General features: G+C 58.1%; 1 protein-coding gene and 1 pseudogene. Both read left to right on the forward strand.

Translation table 11 applies throughout. The features are described 5' to 3' along the window. Window positions 1–225 (forward strand): annotated as a pseudogene (locus EN935_RS34210) (integrase core domain-containing protein); the annotation flags it as partial. Between the two features lie 505 nt (window positions 226–730). Next, a partial coding sequence (locus EN935_RS34215; protein WP_127374136.1) for an aromatic amino acid lyase occupies window positions 731–1,793 on the forward strand: 1,063 nt, incomplete at its 3' end.

Raw genomic sequence — 1,793 nt, forward strand, 5'->3', positions numbered from 1 at the left:
ACAAGGCCCTATACGCCCAAGACCAATGGCAAGGCCGAGCGCTTCATCCAGACGGCGTTGCGCGAATGGGCCCACGCCTTCGCCTATCCCACCTCCGACCGCCGCGCCGCCAAACTGCCAATCTGGTTGCACAGATACATTTGGCATCGTCCCCACAGCAGCCTAAAATCAAAACCACCCATCAGTCGTCTCGCTCTGGCCGAGGACAACCTGTTGAGGCTCCACATCCGGGCCTGCAACGCCTATCTACCGACTTCGTGTCAACCCAGGCCCGACGAAAGCCGCCCGTTTGGATGGATGAACGCGGACAAAGCTGCTTCCTTCGTTTCGAAATTCCTCACGGGGTAAAACAGGTCGCCGCGGTTCATGGCGTTATCGACCTGTTGCAAATGATACCAGTCCAGCGCCATAGCGAATTGGCCGAGCGCCGATCCGGCCCACACAACTCAAATTTGCCTCATGGCCAGCAATGTCCCTGTCAATCTTCTGGTCGCCGATTGTTCTTCAGCTAAGAAGCCTGTCGCTATCCGTGACCATCTTGAGCACCCAAAAAGGCGGATTTCGACACCATTCAGGCATGCTGCATCTCGAATTCTATTGAGGCCAATGATCCGCCAGGCCCATGGGGCAATCATAAGTTCGCTTTGCCGCAACATTCGTTGTAGATCCAGGCATCTCTGCACGCGACGAAATCCTGTACCCGCAACCCAACAAAAATCTGAGGGTTGTCATGACGGTCACAATTGTTCCTGCAGCAAATACCCTGGACGACTGGAGATCGGTCTATTGGGGTGCGGACTTCCAGCTTTCGCGTTCCGCGATCGAGAGCATCAACAGAGGTGTCGCCGCCGTCCAAGCCATTATTGACCGGAACGTTGCCGTTTACGGGATCAACACCGGATTCGGCAAACTGGCCTCGGTTCGTATAGCTGACGTCGATCTGGCTACGCTTCAGCGAAACCTGGTTCTATCCCACTCGGTGGGAGTCGGCGAACTGCTTGAGCCCAATGTTGTGCGGCTCATCGCTGCCATCAAGGTGGCTTCGTTGTGCCAGGGCGCGTCGGGTGCACGGCTATCGACCATCGAGATGATCGTCAACGTCATCGCTGCAGGACTGATCCCGGCTGTGCCTGCCCAAGGATCAGTGGGGGCTTCCGGTGACTTGGCCCCGTTGGCTCATTTCGTCTGCGCGTTGATGGGCGAGGGCGAGTTCCTGGTGGACGGGAAGGCAGTGCCTGCAGGCAAGGTCCTCCAGGACAATGGTTTTGAACCCTTGGTCCTCGGTGCCAAGGAGGGCCTAGCACTTTTGAACGGCACCCAGGTGTCTACGGGCCTCGCCCTCAAAGGGCTGTTTGAGACCGAGCGTGCATTCCAGTCTTCCCTGATCTCGGGTGCGATGGCACTGGACGGCTTCAAGGGCACTCGCGTACCGTTCGACGCTCGGATCCATGCTTTGCGGCCGCATGCTGGCCAGGTTGATGTGGCGGCATCGCTCTGGACCCTCATGGAAGGCTCCGAAATCCTCGCCAGTCACAAAGGTCAGACTCGGGTCCAGGATCCCTACAGCTTCCGCTGCATGCCACAGGTTCTGGGTTCATGCCTCGATTCACTGCGCCATGCTGCCGGTGTTCTGGCGCTGGAAGCCAAATCGGTTTCCGACAATCCGCTGATCTTCGACAATGGTGACGTCATTTCGGGCGGGAATTTTCATGCAGAACCCACCGCATTTGCAGCTGACATCATCGCGCTGGCCACCGTCGAGATCGGCTCGATCTCGGAGCGGCGCGGCACGC

Origin of the sequence: Mesorhizobium sp. M7D.F.Ca.US.004.03.1.1, assembly GCF_003998635.1 — a bacterium.
Lineage (GTDB): Bacteria > Pseudomonadota > Alphaproteobacteria > Rhizobiales > Rhizobiaceae > Mesorhizobium > Mesorhizobium loti.